Source organism: Novosphingobium sp. CF614, from assembly GCF_900113255.1.
Classification (GTDB): Bacteria; Pseudomonadota; Alphaproteobacteria; order Sphingomonadales; family Sphingomonadaceae; genus Novosphingobium.
This window is the reverse complement of record NZ_FOOR01000001.1, coordinates 454,366-470,041: the sequence shown is the minus strand read 5'-3', so window position 1 is coordinate 470,041 and position 15,676 is coordinate 454,366. Positions and strand designations below refer to the sequence as shown.

Annotated in this window: 17 protein-coding genes; 4 read left to right on the top strand and 13 right to left on the bottom strand. The window is 67.4% G+C overall.

The genetic code is table 11. The features are described from left to right. Window positions 1-56 precede the first annotated feature (56 nt). A complete protein-coding gene (locus BM052_RS02205) occupies window positions 57-227 on the top strand; it encodes a DUF1289 domain-containing protein (RefSeq protein ID WP_091142661.1) in 171 nt (56 codons plus the stop codon). Window positions 228-236: 9 nt separating this feature from the next. Here BM052_RS02205 and BM052_RS02200 read toward each other — a convergent pair whose 3' ends face one another. The 5 genes from BM052_RS02200 to ligK form a co-directional block, all read right to left on the bottom strand. Next, window positions 237-722 carry an MmcB family DNA repair protein gene (locus BM052_RS02200; protein ID WP_091142659.1) on the bottom strand — a complete coding sequence of 162 codons (486 nt, stop codon included), beginning with the start codon at window positions 720-722 and terminating at the stop codon, window positions 237-239. A gap of 41 nt (window positions 723-763) precedes the next feature. Continuing rightward, window positions 764-1,192 carry a hypothetical protein gene (locus BM052_RS02195; protein WP_255405892.1) on the bottom strand — a complete coding sequence of 143 codons (429 nt, stop codon included), beginning with the start codon at window positions 1,190-1,192 and terminating at the stop codon, window positions 764-766. Window positions 1,193-1,274: 82 nt separating this feature from the next. Further along, entirely contained in the window at window positions 1,275-2,150 is an 876-nt protein-coding gene (locus BM052_RS02190; protein WP_091142657.1) for an amidohydrolase family protein, read from the bottom strand. Further along, a complete protein-coding gene (locus BM052_RS02185; protein ID WP_091142656.1) occupies window positions 2,143-3,213 on the bottom strand; it encodes a 4-oxalomesaconate tautomerase in 1,071 nt (356 codons plus the stop codon). The genes BM052_RS02190 and BM052_RS02185 overlap by 8 nt, the downstream gene beginning before the upstream one ends. Continuing rightward, a complete protein-coding gene (ligK, locus tag BM052_RS02180; protein WP_091142654.1) occupies window positions 3,206-3,880 on the bottom strand; it encodes a 4-carboxy-4-hydroxy-2-oxoadipate aldolase/oxaloacetate decarboxylase in 675 nt (224 codons plus the stop codon). The genes BM052_RS02185 and ligK overlap by 8 nt, the downstream gene beginning before the upstream one ends. 103 nt (window positions 3,881-3,983) lie before the next feature. On the opposite strand from ligK, the gene BM052_RS02175 reads away from it, so the two are divergent. Next, window positions 3,984-5,171 (top strand): LysR family transcriptional regulator, encoded by a 1,188-nt coding sequence (locus BM052_RS02175; RefSeq protein ID WP_091142651.1) that lies wholly within the window; start codon window positions 3,984-3,986, stop codon window positions 5,169-5,171. A gap of 15 nt (window positions 5,172-5,186) precedes the next feature. Here BM052_RS02175 and thiD read toward each other — a convergent pair whose 3' ends face one another. From thiD to glmM, 3 genes are all read right to left on the bottom strand, one after another. Next, on the bottom strand, window positions 5,187-5,945 hold the full coding sequence (gene thiD, locus BM052_RS02170; protein WP_091142648.1) for a bifunctional hydroxymethylpyrimidine kinase/phosphomethylpyrimidine kinase: 759 nt from the start codon (window positions 5,943-5,945) through the stop codon (window positions 5,187-5,189). A gap of 107 nt (window positions 5,946-6,052) precedes the next feature. After that, window positions 6,053-6,289 carry a DUF1272 domain-containing protein gene (locus tag BM052_RS02165; protein WP_091142647.1) on the bottom strand — a complete coding sequence of 79 codons (237 nt, stop codon included), beginning with the start codon at window positions 6,287-6,289 and terminating at the stop codon, window positions 6,053-6,055. Next, a complete protein-coding gene (gene glmM, locus BM052_RS02160) occupies window positions 6,289-7,644 on the bottom strand; it encodes a phosphoglucosamine mutase (RefSeq protein ID WP_091142644.1) in 1,356 nt (451 codons plus the stop codon). The genes BM052_RS02165 and glmM overlap by 1 nt, the downstream gene beginning before the upstream one ends. Before the next feature lie 90 nt (window positions 7,645-7,734). Here glmM and BM052_RS02155 point away from each other — a divergent pair, with 90 nt between their 5' ends. Further along, window positions 7,735-8,976, top strand: coding sequence for a dicarboxylate/amino acid:cation symporter (locus BM052_RS02155; protein WP_255405891.1), 1,242 nt, complete (start codon window positions 7,735-7,737; stop codon window positions 8,974-8,976). A 57-nt stretch (window positions 8,977-9,033) separates the two neighbouring features. Here the strand turns inward: BM052_RS02155 and BM052_RS02150 are convergent, their stop codons facing one another. Next, window positions 9,034-9,909, bottom strand: a complete 876-nt coding sequence (locus BM052_RS02150) for an HpcH/HpaI aldolase/citrate lyase family protein (RefSeq protein WP_091142642.1) — start codon at window positions 9,907-9,909, stop codon at window positions 9,034-9,036. Between the two features lie 125 nt (window positions 9,910-10,034). Beyond that, window positions 10,035-10,976: a 2-hydroxyacid dehydrogenase gene (locus BM052_RS02145; protein WP_177198288.1), complete on the bottom strand. Its 942-nt coding sequence runs from the start codon at window positions 10,974-10,976 to the stop codon at window positions 10,035-10,037. Between the two features lie 273 nt (window positions 10,977-11,249). Here BM052_RS02145 and BM052_RS02140 point away from each other — a divergent pair, with 273 nt between their 5' ends. Beyond that, window positions 11,250-12,518, top strand: coding sequence for an MFS transporter (locus tag BM052_RS02140; protein ID WP_177198287.1), 1,269 nt, complete (start codon window positions 11,250-11,252; stop codon window positions 12,516-12,518). Window positions 12,519-12,562: 44 nt separating this feature from the next. Here the strand turns inward: BM052_RS02140 and BM052_RS02135 are convergent, their stop codons facing one another. Genes BM052_RS02135 through BM052_RS02125 form a run of 3 tightly spaced genes read right to left on the bottom strand, consistent with a single transcriptional unit; the run spans window position 12,563 to window position 15,408 of the window. Next, on the bottom strand, window positions 12,563-13,726 hold the full coding sequence (locus BM052_RS02135) for a thiolase family protein (RefSeq protein WP_091142636.1): 1,164 nt from the start codon (window positions 13,724-13,726) through the stop codon (window positions 12,563-12,565). Between the two features lie 3 nt (window positions 13,727-13,729). Then, the gene (locus BM052_RS02130) at window positions 13,730-14,134 is read right to left on the bottom strand and encodes a Zn-ribbon domain-containing OB-fold protein (RefSeq protein ID WP_091142633.1); all 405 of its coding nucleotides are present in this window, start codon (window positions 14,132-14,134) and stop codon (window positions 13,730-13,732) included. 50 nt (window positions 14,135-14,184) lie between these two features. Beyond that, window positions 14,185-15,408: an MFS transporter gene (locus BM052_RS02125; protein WP_091142632.1), complete on the bottom strand. Its 1,224-nt coding sequence runs from the start codon at window positions 15,406-15,408 to the stop codon at window positions 14,185-14,187. Between the last annotated feature and the right edge of the window lie 268 nt (window positions 15,409-15,676).

Below are 15,676 nucleotides of genomic sequence, written 5' to 3'. Positions count from 1 at the left end.
ATGCTGGACGGGATGACGGGCTTGCCTGGCGGACGCGGGTCTGCTGAGGGGCGCGGATGAACGAGCCACCGTCTCCCTGCACCGGAGTGTGCCGCATCGACCGGACGACCGGCTGGTGCCTGGGATGCCGCCGCACGATACAGGAAATCGCCGGCTGGTCCGGGCTTTCGTCCGAAGCCAGGCGCGCCGTCCTGGCACTGGTGGCGCGCAGGGGCGGCTCGCGCTGAGCGGCTGAATCATTCCGCCCGGCTCCATTGCAGCGTCTGCGGATCGCCCAGCGTCACCAGCCGCCGCAGCGAGGCGCGGGCGAGGCGTTCGGTCTCCACCTTGCGGCGCGCGGCGGCGATCTGGCGCAGCGGCGCCGGGCGCAGGATCTCCGCATCGTAACCGTCTGCGACGATCACGCCGCACCTGTCGGGCAGGAAGGCTTCGGTTTCCAGCGGGGCGCGGTCAAGCGCGGGGGGCAGGCCCCAGTAGAAGCGGTCGCAATATTCCAGGTAGTCGGTCCACTTGCCGTCGCCGAGCAGGTCCGCGCGGCTGACCTTGATCTCGACGATGACGACATGGCCTTTCGCGTCGATCCCCATCAGGTCCGCGCGCCGGCCGCAGCGCAGCGGCATCTCGGCCAGGCACCAGATGTCGTTGCGCGCGAACAGGCGGCCGATGCCGCGGGCAACGTCCGGCGCGGCAAGGCTGGTCGGGAAAGAATCGGTTTCGGCCATGGCTTATCATAAGAACATACCGGGAACTCGCAAGACGGCATTCACGCCGTGCGGTGCGGTCCGCCGGCGCCGCACGGGGCGAGGCCGAGCAGCGCGTCGCGCGCAGCGACGAATTCCCTCCACAGCGCCAGCGCCGCCGGGCGCGGGTCGGCGCCGTGCGCCAGGGCCGCAAGCAGCGCCGAAACGGCCGGTTGCATGATCGCGGACAGATCCTCGATCCCCTGTTCAACAAGCGTGCGGCGCCAGCCCTCGGCATTGCGCACCGTCGCTGGAAAATTGCGTATATCGGACGAAATCGCTGCGCATTCGGTGCCGGCCATGGCCGCGACGGCGCTGGCGGCATCGTGGAGCGCCGACCATTTCATGCCGAGCGCGCTCGCCGGATCCGGGCCGAGCGGGCGCGCGCCGAAGCGGGGCGGATCGCCGCCCGCGTCCCCGGGATCGCCCGTGCTGTTCGGAGTCGCATCCATGGCAGCCAAGCCTAACGCGATGCGCCTTGCCAATTCCCTAACTCCGGCGCCCGCACTTGCCGTTACCGAAGCCGTTCGGGATTCAGGGTTCTTCCGGCCAGTAGAGCCGCATCGGGTTGGCGACGAGCAGCTTGTGCTGGAGTTCCCTGGTGGGCGCGATGCGGGGGATCATGTCGACCAGATGGCCGTCGTCGGGCACCTGGTCCTGCATGTTCGGGTGCGGCCAGTCGGTGCCCCAGATGACGCGGTCCTGGTAGTCGGCGACGAGCGGGGCGACGGCATCGGCGAAGGCGTTCCACGGATCGCCCGAGGGATCGAGCCGGTCCGGGCAGGTGGCCTTGAACCAGATGTCCCCGCGCGCATCGAGCAGGCGGCGGAAGGCCTTGAGATCGGCGCCGCCGGGCCCCTGGCTCACGTCCGGGCGGCCCATGTGGTCGATCACCAGCGGCACCGGGATCGCGTCCATGAAAGGGCGCAGTTCCTCCAGGATATCGGCTTCGAAATAGATCACCACGTGCCAGCCCGCCGGCAGGCGCCGGCTGACCTCGAGGAACTTGTCCTTGGGCGCATCGTCGACCAGGCGCTTGAGGAAATTGAAGCGGATGCCGCGAATGCCGCCTGCGTGCAGCGCGGCAAGCTCGGCCTCGGAGATCGCCGGATCGACCACCGCGACGCCGCGCGCCTTGCCGTCGGAACGGGCGATGGCATCGAGCGTGGCGGCATTGTCGGTGCCGTGGCAGCTCGCCTGGACGATCACGTTGCGGGTAAAGCCCAGGTGATCGCGCAAGGCGAACAGCATGTCCGGCCCGGCATCCCCGGGCAGGTATTTCGCCTTGGCGCTGAACGGGAACCGCGCCATCGGGCCGAAGACATGGCAATGCGCATCCACCGCGCCGGCGGGCGGGGTGTAGCGCGGCTTTGATGGGCTCGGGTGCCAGGAAACGATGCGGTCAGGCATAGACGATCCCATCCATCAGCTTGCGCGCGGTGCGAAGGAGGGCGGCGCTGGTCACGGCGCCGCCCTCGTCCGTTTCCAGGACGCAGGACATCTCTCCGGTCGGATGTTCGACCGAAAGCGTCTTGCGGCGACCCTCGGGGATATTGGCCAGTTCGGCGGCCGGCGAGCCCTCGATCAGGCAGGCGGTAGCGACCGAGACCGCGCCCAGCACGCCGATCGTGGCATGGGCGCGGTGGGGGATGAAGCTGCGCACGCTCACCGCTCCGCCGTTGCGGGGAGGCGCGACCAGCATCATCTTGGGAACCGACTTTTCGGCGACGTCGCCCAGGTTCATGCGCTCGCCCACGGCCAGCCGGATCGCCTCGATCCTGGCCTTGAGCGCGGCATCGGCATCGAGGCTGTCGCGGTCCTCGTAGCCGGTGATGCCCAGGTCGCTCGCCTTCATCACCACGCAGGGCATGCCATTGTCGATCAGGGTGACCGGAACGCCGTTTACCATGTCGACCGCGTTGCCGGTGGGCAGCAGCGCGCCGCAGGAAGAGCCGGCGGTGTCGCGGAATTCGAGCGGGATCGGGGCATGGGTGCCGGGAACCCCATCGATCGTGGCATTGCCGGCATAAGTAACCACGCCGCCGGGCGTCTGGACCGTGGCGATGGCGACTTGGCCTGTGTTCTCCATGAAGACGGCGACGCGGGTCTCCTCGCCGGCTGGCTCGACCAGCCCGCGCTCGATCGCGAAGGGGCCGATGCCGGCCAGGATATTGCCGCAGTTCTGCGCGTCGGTGACGATCGCCTGGTCGACGAAGACCTGCAGGAACAGGTAGTCGACATCGATCCCCTCGCGCCGGGACTTGCCGACCACCGCGATCTTGCTGGTAAGCGGGTCGGCGCCGCCCATGCCGTCGATCTGGCGCGGATCGGGCGAACCCATGACCTTGAGCAGGAAGGCGTCGCGCGCGGCGATGTCGACGGGCAGGTCCTGCTTCAGGAAGTATCCGCCCTTCGACGTGCCGCCGCGCATCCACATGCAGCGCGCGGCGTCCGGCCCGGGCCGGTCAGACATATCTGAGCCCTTCCTTCTCAAGCCTTTCGCGCATCCTGTACATGTCGAGGCCGAGGATCCCGGCGGCGAGCTTTTCGCGCTTTTCGCCTTCGTTGGCTTCGCGGGCCCGGGCCTTTTCAAGCACATCGGCGGCCGTTGCACGCGGTATGACGCATACGCCGTCATCGTCGGCGACGATCACGTCCCCGGGATTCACCGCGGCATTGGCGCACACGACCGGGACATTGACCGAACCCAGCGTGTTCTTGACCGTGCCTTGTGCGTAGATCGCCTTGGACCAGACGGGAAAGCCCATCTCGGTAAGGTCGCGCACGTCGCGCACGCCGGCATCGATCACCAGGCCGCGGCAGCCGCGCGCCATCGCGCTGGTGGCGAGCAGGTCGCCGAAGTAGCCGTCCTCGCACGGGCTGGTCGGGGCAAGCAGCAGGATGTCGCCCTGCCGGAGCTGCTCGATGGCGACATGGACCATCCAGTTGTCGCCCGGAGGCGCGCTGATCGTCACCGCCGAACCGGCGATGCGCGCGCCGCGATAGATCGGGCGCATGTAGCTGGCAAGCAGGCCGGTTCGGCCTTGCGCTTCATGCACGGTGGCCACCCCGCAGGCGGCAAGGCCGTCGATGACCGCCAGATCGGCCCGTTCGATGTTCCGCACGACGATGCCGCCCATGGCCCGTTCTCCTTGTTCCGCTCCAGCGCTGATGCCGGTCCGCGGCGCACGGGGGAAAGAGAAAACGGTGGCAAGGTGATAGGATTTCGCTAATTCCGATATCATGGAGATTTGGGCCCTCAATCTGCGCCACCTCAAGGCGATGGCCAAAATCGTGGAATTTGGCACGGTGAACGCCGCTGCCGCCGCCGTGAACCTCAGCCAGCCCGCGATAACCCAGGCGTTGGGCCGGCTTGAAGCCCAGATCGGCGTGCCGCTGTTCGAGCGCCGGCACGATGGCATGGTGCCGACCGCCGCGGCGCTGGTGCTGGCCCCGCGCGTCGATGCGGCGATGGCGCGTATCTCCAGCCCGCATGTCACCATGTCGCGGCTGCGGGCGCTGCTGGCGCTGGCCGATGTCGGCAGCTACGCGGGTGCCAGCCAGGCCACCGGGCTGTCGCTGCCTTCGCTCCACCGCGCCGTCGTCGATCTCGGCCTGGCGATGCGGCGCAAGCTGGCCGAGCGGCGCGGCAAGCTGGTGGTGCTGACCGAGACCGGCATGCAGGTGGCCAATGCCTTTCGCCTGGCGAAAGTGGAACTGGAGACCGGCCTTTCCGAAGTGGCTGCGCTCAAAGGGCAGGAGATTCGGCGCATAGCGGTCGGCGCGATGCCGCTGTCGCGTGCGCGCGTCCTGCCCCGCGCGGTCACGCGCTTCATTCGCCGCCATCCCAGGGTGAAGCTGGCAATCTCCGAAGGTTCGCGCGCCGAACTGGTGGAACCGCTGCGGCACGGCACGCTCGACATGATGATCGGTGCGCTCCGCACTCCGCTGCTGGAGGAGGAACTGGTGCAGGTGCCGCTGTTCGAGGACGTTCCGGTCGTCATCGCCCGCGCCGGCCATCCGCTCGCCGGTGTGGCTCCCGATCCGTCCGGCTTCGCCCGCTACGGCTGGGTGGTGCCCCCGCGCGGGGCCCCGCTTCGCGACAGTTTCGAGCGGTACTTCGCCAATGCCGGCGCCGAGCCGCCGGCCGTTCCGATCGAATCGGGTTCGGTGATGATGCTGCGCCAGATCTTGATCGACAGCGATTTCCTGACGCTGCTTTCGCCCGATCAGGTGAAGGTGGAGATGGAGGCGGGATGGCTGGTCCAGCTGGCCACGCTGCCGCCCGGCCTCGGGCGCACCATCGGCCTGACCTGCCGTGCTTCCTGGCGGCCCACCGAAGTTCAGCGGGTCTTCATCGAGGAACTGGTCGCCGCAAGCGCGGACCTGCCGGGAAGCGGGCGATCGGACCTGTCGCGATGGCTCGGCTGAATCCGGGCCGGAAGCTCAACGCACCGCCTGATGTCCCATCGGGCCATGGCCGGCCCCGAAGCCGGGCGCGCTTTCGAGTGCGGCGCGGACGAACCGGCGGGCGTTCCCGATGGCTTCCGCCAGGGATTCGCCGCGAGCGAGGCCCACGGCGATCGCGCTCGACAGCGTGCAGCCGGTGCCGTGGGTGTGGCGTGTCCTGATCCGCGGCGCGGTCCAGGCCAGCGCCTCGCGGTCCGGCACCACCAGCCGGTCCTCCACCACATCGCCCTCGGCATCGCCGCCCTTGGCAAGGTAAGCGACCGCGCGCGCCGCCATGGCATCCGCCCCGCCCAGCGCGGCGAGTTCGGGTACATTCGGCGTGGTCAGCGTGGCGAGCGCCATCAGCCGATCGAACGCGGCGACCGTTTCGGCATCGGCCAGCACCGCGCCGCTCGTCGCCACCATCACCGGGTCGAAGACTATCGGCACGCCCAGCCCTTCGAGCCGGTCGGCGACGACATGGGCGATGGCGGCGGACCCGAGCATCCCGATCTTCACCGCGTCCACGCCGATGTCGCAAACGCAGGCATCGATCTGCGCGCCGACCATCTCCGGAGAGAGCGCTTCCACCAGTGTGGCGCCGAGCGAGTTCTGCGCGGTGATGGCGGTGATCGCCGTCATCGCATAGCCGCCGAGCATGGTGATCGTCTTGATGTCAGCCTGAATGCCGGCGCCGCCCGAGCTGTCCGATCCGGCGATGGAGAGGATGCGTGGGGGCGGGGCGGGATTCGACATGACAATACCCTATCACAAAGCCCCATCCGTTCGTGTCGGGCGAAGTCGAGGCACGTCGCCGCCTAAACGTGTCTCGACTTCGCCCGACACGAACGGAGGAGGAGGATTCAGCTTATGGCCCCACCTTTATGCCGCCGCTCCGTCGCAGGCGGATGCGCGGCATGGTGTTTCTTCGCGCGCGTCGGGCGGTCGGTCAGTTCACCGCCGCAGTTGGGGCACCTGTCGTCGAGGTCATCGGCGCAAGTGGCGCAGAAGGTGCACTCGAAGCTGCAGATGAACGCGCCTGGGGCCTCGGCCGGCAGGTCGGTGCCGCAGCGTTCGCAGTCGGGGCGCATTTCCAGCATCAGGCCGCCGCCTCTTCCACCGCCTGGCAGATCGCGGCGACGGCGGCTTCCACCTCGCCGGCATCATCGCCTTCGGCCATGACGCGGATCACCGGCTCGGTGCCGGAGGGACGGATCACCAGCCGGCCCCGCCCGTTCAGCGAAGCCTCGGCATCGGCGATGACGGCCTTGACCCGCTCCGTCTCCAGCGGCCCCTTGCCGCCTTTGAGGCCGCCGGCGAAACGCACGTTGCGCAGCAGTTGGGGGACCGGATCGAACAAGTGCAGCAGCTCGCTTGCCCGCTTGCCCGACTGGACCAGCGCGGCCAGCACTTGCAGCGCGGCCACGGTGCCGTCGCCGGTGGTCGCATGGTCGAGCAGGATCATGTGTCCGGACTGTTCGCCGCCCACGTTGAACCCGCCCTCGCGCATGCGTTCCAGCACGTGACGATCGCCCACCTGGGTACGTTCCAGGGTCAGCTCAAGGCCGTTCAGGTAGCGTTCCAGCCCCAGGTTGGACATGACCGTAGCCACCACGCCGCCGCCGCGCAGTTCCCCGCGCGCCGCGAGCTGGCCGCCGATCAGCGCCATGATCTGGTCGCCGTCTACCGTCTGTCCCTTCTCGTCGACCACGATCAGGCGATCGGCATCGCCATCGAGCGCGATGCCGATGTCCGCGCCCGATGAGACCACCGTCTCTTGCAGCAGGCCGACATGGGTGGAGCCGCACTTGTCATTGATATTCTTGCCATTCGGATTGACGCCGATCGCGACGATCTCCGCCCCCAGTTCCCAGAACGCCGAAGGTGCGACCTGATAGGCGGCGCCGTTGGCGCAATCGACCGCGATCTTCAGGCCGTCGAGCCGCACCGTGGCAGGCAGCGACGCCTTGACGGCATGGATATAGCGCCCCCGCGCGTCGTCGATGCGGCGGGCGCGGCCGATGTCGGCCGAGGGGGCAAGCGGGAGATCCTGGCCGAGCATCGCCTCGATTCCCAGCTCGTCCTCGTCCGAAAGCTTGAAGCCGTCGGGGCCGAACAGCTTGATTCCATTGTCTTCGTAAGGGTTGTGGCTGGCCGAGATCATCACCCCCACGTCCGCGCGCAGTTCACGCGTCAGCAGCGCCACCGCCGGGGTGGGCATGGGGCCGAGCAGCACCACGTCCATGCCGACGCTGGTGAAGCCCGCGACCATCGCGTTTTCCAGCATGTAGCCCGACAGGCGCGTGTCCTTGCCGATCACCACCCGGTGGCGGTGGCTGCCGCGCAGGAAGCGGGTGCCGGCCGCCTGGCCGACCTTCATCGCGGTCGCGGCGGTCATCGCGCCCTGGTTGGTGCGGCCGCGGATGCCGTCGGTGCCGAAGAACTGTTTGCTCATGATGAGGACACCATCAAGGGAATCGGAGAGAAATTGCTATGTCGCGCCGGCTTGCTAATGTCACGCCCCAGCCGACGCGCAAGGAGCACGATGACCCCCGAAAAAAGCGCCAGCGGAATGCCGGAAATCAAGGTTCCGGGATTGCTGACCCTGCTGGGCCTTGTCGCCGGCCTCGCGAGCGGCCTGCTGCTGGCGGGAACGGCGGCGATGGACCGGGTGCTGGCGATCGCCGAACCGATCGGGGCGCTGTGGCTCCAGGGCCTGCGGATGACGATCCTGCCGCTGGTCGCCGGGCTGCTGTTCACCGGCATCGTCGAGACCGCCGCCGCCGCGCGGGCGGGGGCCATGGCGCGGCGCACGCTGGGTTTCATCGTCGGCATGCTGGCCTTTTCGGCGCTGGTGGGCGTGACGGTGATGCCGCTGCTGCTCTCGATCTTCGCGCCGCCGCAGGGGCTGGCCCTTGCCCACCCGTCAGCGGCGCCGGCCCGGGTTCCGGGGCTGGGAGATTTCCTGCGATCGCTGCTGCCCGGCAATGTGGTGGCCGCCGCCGCGAACGACGCGCTGCTGCCGGTGATCGTCTTCGTCGCCTTGTTCGCCGTCGCCTCGACCCGGCTCGCCGAGGCGCCGCGCCGCCAGCTCGCCCTGCTGTTCGAGGGGCTTACGGGGGCGATGATGGTGTTGATCGGCTGGGTGCTGCAACTGGCGCCGCTGGGGGTCTTCGCGCTCGGCCTCTCGCTCGCCGCGCAAAGCGGCGCGACCGCGATCGGCGCGCTGGCGCATTACATCCTGCTGGTGAGCGGCTGCGGCCTGGTGCTGCTGGTCCTGGCCTATCCGCTGGCGGCGCTGGCCGGAGGCAAGCGACTGGGCGCCTTCGCGGGCGCGGTCCTGCCCGTACAGGTGGTCGCCATCTCGACCCAGTCCTCGCTGGCGAGCCTGCCGGCGATGCTTGCCGCCTGCCGCAAGCTGGAGGTTCGCACGACGAGCGCCGAATTCGTGCTGCCGCTGGCGGTCACCGTGTTTCGCGCCACCAGCCCGGCGATGAACCTGGGCGCATGCATCTATGCCGCGCATATCGCCGGCGTGGATCTGCCGGTCGGCGCCCTTGCTGCGGGCGGCCTGGTGGCTTTCCTGACCACTTTCGGCTCGGTCTCGCTGCCCGGCACCATCAGCTTCATCGCGTCGACCGCGCCGATCGCGGCGGCGATGGGCGTGCCGCTCTGGCCGCTGGGCGTGCTGGTCGCGGTCGAGATGCTGCCCGACATCATGCGCACCGTCGGCAATGTGACGATGGACGTGGCGGTGACGAGCGCCGTGGATGCCGGGGCGGAATGACGCTTGCCCGGCCGTTCGGGGCCGGACTTGCGGGCGGCGGGTCCTGCTTGCGCCTCGTCAGCCGGCGGCGGCCGCGATCTTGTCGGCCACGGCGACCAGCTGCTTGGCCTGGTAGAGGTGCAGCAGTTCCACCATCTTGCCTTCGACCTTGATCGCCCCCTTGCCCGCCGCTTCCGGCTGGGTGAAGGCCTCGATCACGACCCGGGCCCAGCGCAGTTCCTCCTCGCCCGGCGAGAAGGCTTCGTTGCAGGGGACAACCTGGTCGGGGTGGATCAGGCTCTTGCCGTCGAAGCCGAACAGCACGCCTTGCTCGGCCTCGGCGCGGAAGGCATCGACGTTGCGGAATTCGTTGCACACGCCGTCGAGGATGGCGACGCCGTGGGCACGGGCGGCCGCCACCGCCAGCGTCAGCACCGGCAGGAAGGGCGTGCGCTCCGGCGTCAGGCGCGCGCGCATTTCCTTGGCCAGGTCGTTGACGCCCATGACCCACAGCGAAAGCCGCGTGGTGGCGGACATGGCGGCGATGGCATCGAGGTGGGGGATGCAGCGGCAAGTCTCGATCATGGCCCACAGCTGCATGGATTCCGGCGCGGCGGCCAGCGCGGCCTGGCAGGTGGCGATGTCCTGCGGCGACGAGATCTTGGGCACCAGCACCGCGTCGGCGCCGGACCCGGCCAGGGCCGCCAGATCGTCAAGACCCCACTCGGTGTCCAGCGCATTGGCGCGGATCGCCACTTCGCGGGTTCCGAAACCGCCTTCCTTCACGGCCGCGAGCGCCGCCGCGCGGGCTTCCACCTTGAGCTCGGGGGCAACCGAATCCTCCAGGTCCAGGATCACGATGTCGGCCGGCAAAGTCCGGGCCTTGGCGATGGCCTTGGCATTGGTGGCGGGGAAGTAGAGCGCGCTGCGGCGGGGCCGGTCCTGGGTGTTCATGTCTGGAATCCATCGTGAAGGTCGAACTTTGGCAGGCAACTGACAGCTTGCCCGGCCGGGGTCAATGAGGAAGGAATCGCGGCGAGGCCGGCGGGTTTCGCCCTCTCATCCAAGGGCTTGCCGCCTCACAGCGTCACTGGGGACAGCACCCGCTCGCCGGCGAAATGCGCCTCTAGATTGGCGGCGGCGAGGTCGAAGCCGCAACGCAGCGCGTCCTTGGTCAGGCTCGCCATGTGCGGGGTCAGCATCAGGTTGGGCAATGCCAGCAGCGCCGACGGCACCACCGGCTCTCCCTCCAGCACGTCAAGCGCGGCGGCGCCCAGCGTTCCTTCGCTCAGCGCCGAGACCAGAGCCTGGGTATCCACGATCGTGCCCCGCCCCAGATTGACGAGCACGCCTTCAGGGCCGAGTGCGTCCATCACGGCGCGGTCGACCATGTGATGGGTTTCCTCGCCGCCCGGCGCGGTGACGATCAGGAAATCCACCTTGCGGGCGAGTTCGGGCAGATTGTCGACATAGATATAGGGCGCATCGATGCGGTGCCGCCGGTTGTGGTAGAACACGGGCATGGCGAAGGCTTCGGCGCGCCGCGCCACTTCCATCCCGATGTTGCCCAGGCCGAGAATGCCAAGCGGACGCTCGCTGATCCGGCGGGTCAACCCCATGCGGCGTTCCTCCCATTGGCCGGACCGGGCGTGGTAGACGCCGCCGCTGATATTGCGCCCGGCGCCGATCAGGAGCCCCAGGGCGAATTCGGCAACGTCGATCGCGTTGACTCCGCCGGCATTGGTCACGACGATCCCCCGGTCGCTGGCCGCCACCAGGTCAACATAGTCGACGCCGGAACTGATGACCGAAACGATTTCCAGCTTGGGAACGCGGTCGAACACGGATTCGCCGATTCGTCCGCCACTGTTGGCATAGAAGATGCCGGATATCCGGTCCCCGATGGCCGCGAGGCATTCGGTCCGGTGCGCGTAGTCGGTGAGGAAGTGCAGCTCGAACCGCCGGTCGAGCCGTTCTTCGATGCGAGCGTTTCGCGCGGTCATGAGAATTTCGGGTTTCATTGCCAAGGCCTTTCGCCCATTCCCGCCCGGTTGCGGGAAATGCCTTGCTTCGGAGTTGTTTGACGAGACTACGAACATGGCCGCAAGTGCTTGTCAAACAGGGCTGCCATGGGATTTTGCCGCACGCTCAGGTCATTTGCGAATTTCCCGGGCGGCGGCCCGTCCTATTTCTGGCAGCGTGGCCGGCATCGCCAGGAAACTTGCAAAAAATCCGTGCACATCGCCGTCCGATCGATACGATGGCGACAACGCGGTAGAACAGGCGGGAACAGGGTGAGTGAAATTCCGGAATCGAGTGCCGCTCCTTCGGCAACCGTCCTTCAGGAGTGGCGCCGGGCGCCGATGCTGCCGATTGCCGGACTGATCGGCCATGCGACGGCGGTGTTCCACATCAACGGCTTTTCCCCGTTCATCGTACCGGTCTCGGAGGAATTCGGCTGGTCGCGCACGCTGACCACGTTCGGGTTGACCATCATCCTCCTGATTCAGGCGCTTGGCAGTATTCCGATCGGCTTGCTGGTTGATCGCTTCGCCTCGCGCCGGATCGGGCTGGTCGGCATGATCTCCGCGCCGCTCGGCTTCGCGCTGATCGGTTCGGCGAGCGGGGACCAGACCAACTGGATCGTGTTGTGGTTTATCATGGGCATCGTGGCCCTGCCGGTCCAGTCGACCATCTGGACCAGTGCCATATCAAGCCGGTTCCAGGCCTCGCGCGGGTTGGCGCTGGGCGTTTCGATGTGCGGCACGTCGCTGGCGTCCGCGCTGTTTCCCTGGCTGGGCGCCGTCCTGATCCAGCATTACGGCTGGCACCGGGCCATCCTTTACGAGGCCCTGATCTGGATCGTGGTGACGTATCCCGTGATGTTGCTGTTCTTCCGCGGTGCGCGCGATGTCGCACGGACGGATCCGACGGATCCGATCGTCGCGGCGGCGGCGGCGGAACCGGGCATGACGCTGACGCAGGCCTTGCGCTCTTCGGTCTATCTGCGCCTGCTGCTGGCCGGCGCGATGTATACTTTCGTGATTCCGCCGATGATCTACAACTACATGGCCATCCAGACCGACGGCGGGATCGATACGATCGTCGCGGCAAAGACCGCCGCCGCGATCGGGTTCGCCTCGGTTGTCGGGCGACTGACCACGGGGTTCCTGATCGACCATTTCAATGCCGCGCGGGTCGGTGCCGTGGCCTTCCTGCTGCCGTCGATCGGCTGTGCGGTCCTGCTCACGCAGGGGGTCGGTACGGGAAGCGCCCTTGCCGCCGCGATCATGCTGGGCCTGACGATGGGTGCCGAACTCGATATCTTCGGATACCTGACCACCCGCTATTTCGGCATGCGCAAGATCGGATCGCTGTTCGGCTGCATCCTGCTGTCGCTGTCGCTGGGCTCGGGGCTGGGACCGATCGTCGCCTCGTACAACTTCGATACGCATGGCAACTATTCGGGCTTCATGATGCTGACCATCATCGTCACGCTGCTGTGCAGCGCCATTTTCGTCACCTTGCCCCGGCCGGGACTGATCGAGCAGGCCAAGGGGTAGCGGCAACGCCGCCGCGCCCCGGTTGGGACACGGCGGCGCCATTGTCAGTCGCGCGTCAGCAGCAAGGCAGCCGCCATCGGTCCTCCGCCGGAAGTGGCGATCGCCACTTTCGGGTCGCCCGCGATCTGCCGCGCCCCGCCAAGGCCGCGAAGCTGCGTCACCGCTTCGTGCGCGAAGCCGAAGCCGTGGAGCCGCCCCGCGCCCAGCTGGCCGCCGTGGGTGTTCATCGGCAGCTCGCCGTCCAGCGCGATGCGCGTGCCGCCCTCGATGAAGCGGTGACCCTCGCCCCTTTCGCAGAAGCCCAGCGCTTCCAGCCAGTTGATCGGCAGGAAGGCGAAGCCGTCATAGAGCTGGACGGTGTCGACGTCCTTGGGCCGGTAGTCGGTATGGCGCCACAGGTCGGCTCCGGTCTCGTAGGCGGCCGGCCAGTCGACCTGGTCCCACGACGGACGATCGACCGAGCCGGACATCGCGGCGATGCGAATGGGCGTGCACTTGACTTCGTCGAGCGCGTCGCCGGCGGAGACGATCACGACTGTCGAGCAATCGCTGAACCGGTCGCAGTCATAGAGGCACAGCGGCGAGGAGATCATCCGGGCCGACATGTACTTGTCCAGCGTGAGCGCTTCCTTGGTGATCGCGCGCGCGCGCGGATTGAGCATGGCGTTCTTCGATCCGTTGATCGCCACCTGACCCAGCTGTTCGCGGGTCATCCCGTAGTGCACGACATGGGCCATCGCATATTGCGCGGTCCAGCAGGCGGCCGACATCGCCCAGAACGGCACGGTCCACTGCACGAAACCGTCGAGCACATCGGCGCGGGGGCGGGAATACTCCTCCGGCCGGGCCATGGCGGCGGCTTCATAGACCGTGCGGAAGCAGATGACGTGCCGGCACAGTCCCTGCTTCACCGCCAGGGCGGCATTGGCGATCGAGGCAAGCTGCGCCGGCTGCTCCATGCCGCCGACATACCACTTCGCCTTGATCCCCAGCGCCTCGATCACTTCGTCGGCGCCGACCGGGGAAAAGCCCAGGTTGCCGCTCGACTTGCCGGGGAAGGTGGCCACCCCGTCGATCTGGTCGATCGTCAGTCCCGCCTCGTCGAGCGCCTCGCGCACGGCGTCGAGCGTCAGGAGAAGGGGGTGGCGGGTGGTGCGAATGGCGACTTCGGACTGGCCGATCCCGGTGATATAGGCTTCGCGGGCCATGGTTCAGTCTGCCTTCTCGAAAAGGGGGTAGAAGATGCCGTCCTGTTCCTCGAAAGTGACTTGAACGGGGTCGTCGAAATGCACCGCGTCGATCGTGCAGTTGACGATATTGGTGGTGAGGATCACGCCCGGTGCATCGTCCAGCCGGACCCGCGCGATGACGAAGGGCACTTCCATGCCCGGCGCCCAGGACTGGTAGTTGACCGTGAAGGTATCGACTTTGCCTTTGCCCGAAACGGGCTGCGGCGCGATGTTTTCCGACAGGCAATGGCGGCACAGCAGCCGCGGCGGATGCGTATGTTCACCGCAGTCGCCGCACTTGGCGATCATCAGCTTGCCTTCGCCGCCGCCTGTCCAGAAGGCGCGGTTTTCCTCGTCGAGGCGAGGGCGGGGTCGCTTTATTGTCATCTGTATCGGTAACTCCGGAACGGGGTGTGAATTTGCTGGGGGCGGGGCGGTCAGGCCGGCTCGGCGGTCTTGCCCAGCGGACGGTGGCGCCCCGTCGCCGTCACCAGCGCGGCGCCGATCAGTGTCCCGACCAAGGCGATGAACATGAACGTCCGATAGCCCGATGTTTCCGTCAGCGTGGCGCTGAGGATCACCGATCCCATCGATGAGCCGAGACCGAGCGCGATGTCGAGAAGACTGTAGAGCTTGCTGAAATCGCGTGCCGGGAAATTGCGCGAAAGGATCATCGCGCCCACGTCGAACTCCGAACCGAACGCGATGCCGATGGTGAACACGGCCAGGATCAGCAGCCAGGTCATGTCCTGCGGATAAGCGAAATAAAGATATCCTACGGCGGGAAACGAAAGGGCGACCATCGCCACGACATGGGCGGGCAGGCGGTCAAGCGCCAGGCCGGACAGGAAGCGCCCCATGACCGTCCCGAACGCATAGAGGGAGACGATCATAGTGCCGACCCGGTCGGGGAATCCGTATTCGAGCACCGCGATCTTCAACTGGCTTGTCGCGAAAGTCCGGGGCATGTTGACCAGGAACATGCCGCAGAGCAGCAGCAGGAAGATCGGGTTGCGCGCTATGGCCATCATCCGCGCGCCGGTCTTTTCGGGAAGCGCGTCGCCTGCGGGATCGGCCTGCGGCTTGCGCGAAGGACCGATCATCAGCAGCGAAGCGGCGCCGCCCACCGCCGAGATCGCGGCCAGCGCGAGGTAGCCGGTCCGCCAGCCGTGATCGTTGACGATCTCGCCGATCAGCAGCGGCATGACCATGCCGGTCAGCGGCGATGCGCACATCATCAGGGACAGCGCCGTGCCGCGCGCCTTGTCGAACCGGTCGATGATGACCCGGCAGAAGATCAGCGCGGAAGTCAGGATCCCGAACGTGTTCATCACCAGGCTGATGATGAAAAATTCCGTGAAGTCGCCGTCCATCCGCGACAGGGAGATGAAGCCGATCGGCAGCGTGACGAAACCGATCGTGCCGGCCAGGCGCGATCCATAGCGGTCGACCAGCCAGCCGCCGACCGGCATGGCGAAGATCATGAAGATGGGAAGCGATCCGATCAGGGCGAACTGCGCCTTGGTCCAGTGCAGGTCGGCGATCAGCCGGGGGCCGAAGATGTTGAGGGTGAAGAAGTTGAGCGTTATGCCGGTCGCGAGCCCGATCGCGGCGCCGAGCAAGTTGATCCAGTACAACCGGAATTCGCTGCGATACGACATGGCTCTCCCCTTGTCCGGTCCTGCTCCCCGGATTGTTTCCCACGAACCCTGGCCCTTGCGCCAGAATAGGCAGGGCGATCGAGGGCGGCTTATCCCCTGGATATAGCCCGGAGGCCCGCCGGCCCCTCATGCGTGCCCGATCGTGGAACGCAGCGCAATTCCTGAATCCCGCTGGTTTCCCAGCCGATCCCGCCTGGCGGGTTGCCGTGGCAATGGAGCCGGCGACGCGCAAGAGCGATCGACCAATCCCCTCCCCGCGACAGGATTC

Excerpts from the sequence above, each read along its gene's own strand:
- BM052_RS02150 (WP_091142642.1), bottom strand. The coding sequence starts at position 9,909 with ATGAACACCCAGGACCGGCCCCGCCGCAGCGCGCTCTACTTCCCCGCC.
- BM052_RS02135 (WP_091142636.1), bottom strand. The coding sequence starts at position 13,726 with ATGGCCCGCGAAGCCTATATCACCGGGATCGGCCAGTCCGAAGTCGCC.
- BM052_RS02185 (WP_091142656.1), bottom strand. The coding sequence starts at position 3,213 with ATGTCTGACCGGCCCGGGCCGGACGCCGCGCGCTGCATGTGGATGCGC.
- BM052_RS02165 (WP_091142647.1), bottom strand. The coding sequence starts at position 6,289 with ATGCTGGAAATGCGCCCCGACTGCGAACGCTGCGGCACCGACCTGCCG.
- ligK (WP_091142654.1), bottom strand. The coding sequence starts at position 3,880 with ATGGGCGGCATCGTCGTGCGGAACATCGAACGGGCCGATCTGGCGGTC.
- BM052_RS02190 (WP_091142657.1), bottom strand. The coding sequence starts at position 2,150 with ATGCCTGACCGCATCGTTTCCTGGCACCCGAGCCCATCAAAGCCGCGC.
- BM052_RS02195 (WP_255405892.1), bottom strand. The coding sequence starts at position 1,192 with ATGGATGCGACTCCGAACAGCACGGGCGATCCCGGGGACGCGGGCGGC.
- BM052_RS02200 (WP_091142659.1), bottom strand. The coding sequence starts at position 722 with ATGGCCGAAACCGATTCTTTCCCGACCAGCCTTGCCGCGCCGGACGTT.
- BM052_RS02205 (WP_091142661.1), top strand. The coding sequence starts at position 57 with ATGAACGAGCCACCGTCTCCCTGCACCGGAGTGTGCCGCATCGACCGG.
- BM052_RS02130 (WP_091142633.1), bottom strand. The coding sequence starts at position 14,134 with ATGACAATAAAGCGACCCCGCCCTCGCCTCGACGAGGAAAACCGCGCC.
- BM052_RS02175 (WP_091142651.1), top strand. The coding sequence starts at position 3,984 with ATGGAGATTTGGGCCCTCAATCTGCGCCACCTCAAGGCGATGGCCAAA.
- thiD (WP_091142648.1), bottom strand. The coding sequence starts at position 5,945 with ATGTCGAATCCCGCCCCGCCCCCACGCATCCTCTCCATCGCCGGATCG.
- glmM (WP_091142644.1), bottom strand. The coding sequence starts at position 7,644 with ATGAGCAAACAGTTCTTCGGCACCGACGGCATCCGCGGCCGCACCAAC.
- BM052_RS02155 (WP_255405891.1), top strand. The coding sequence starts at position 7,735 with ATGACCCCCGAAAAAAGCGCCAGCGGAATGCCGGAAATCAAGGTTCCG.
- BM052_RS02125 (WP_091142632.1), bottom strand. The coding sequence starts at position 15,408 with ATGTCGTATCGCAGCGAATTCCGGTTGTACTGGATCAACTTGCTCGGC.
- BM052_RS02145 (WP_177198288.1), bottom strand. The coding sequence starts at position 10,976 with ATGAAACCCGAAATTCTCATGACCGCGCGAAACGCTCGCATCGAAGAA.